The following is an 811-nucleotide window of genomic DNA, read 5'->3' as shown; positions in this document are numbered from 1 at the left end:
AGAAGGTTCCCATGGCGCTGGAGACCGTCCCGTCGGAGACCGCCTGTGCCAGGAATCTCGACCCGTCCACAGGCACGCCTTCGAAGACGACGGAGTCGGAGCCCTCCTGGGGCGTCATGGTGGCGGAGAAGGGGGTCCCGGAGTATCGCCAACTCCCGGAGTCGGAGGACAGTTCCACGGAGGTGGGCCCAGCATGGCCCGGGGGAGTGGTCCAGGAGACCGTGGCAGTGCCGTCGCTGCCGGGTTCCACTGTGACATCGGTGGGGAGGCCCGATGCGTCCAGGTCGAGGGTCGCTGCCTCACTGCGGCTGCCATCGGGGCCCACGGCGACCAGGCGCAGAGTGCCGGTGCTGGCAGGCAGGTTCTTCACGTACAGGGTCTCGTCATATCGGCCTCCCAGGAACTGGTCGTCGAGGAAGAGCAGGTAGTTCGTCACCGAGTCGTAGTCGGCCATGTCCCAGGACACAACCAGCTCGCCGGTGTCCGTCAGGTGGCGGTCAAGGGAGAAGCCGGTCGGAGTGGCGGGAGTCTGGGGCGCGCCGCCCAGGATGGCGAGCTCGCCGACATTCACCTGGTAGTCCGTGGCGGTCCCGTCCACCACCAGTGCGAGTGCCGAGATCTGGTGTCCGGCGAAGGCACCGAGCTCGGCTGAGACGGTCGTCCACCCCTGGGTGGCGTCGCCCTCCGCCAGCGGCACCTCGACCACGGTGCCGGGATCGTCGGACAGGACCAGACCCAGGGCCAGGGTGGTGTCGTCGGAGGTGGCCTTGTGGAAGGTCACACGGGCCGTCGAGGAGGGGCTGACGTCCAG

Annotated in this window: 1 protein-coding gene; it reads right to left on the bottom strand. The window is 68.4% G+C overall.

What is annotated here, in order from left to right; all coding sequences use genetic code 11:
- The coding region (locus FK530_RS26035) for a hypothetical protein (RefSeq protein ID WP_205124249.1) at window positions 1-811 on the bottom strand (811 nt) is incomplete at both ends.

Source organism: Tsukamurella conjunctivitidis, from assembly GCF_007858475.1.
Lineage (GTDB): Bacteria > Actinomycetota > Actinomycetes > Mycobacteriales > Mycobacteriaceae > Tsukamurella > Tsukamurella conjunctivitidis.
This window is presented reverse-complemented; position numbering and strand designations above follow the sequence as displayed.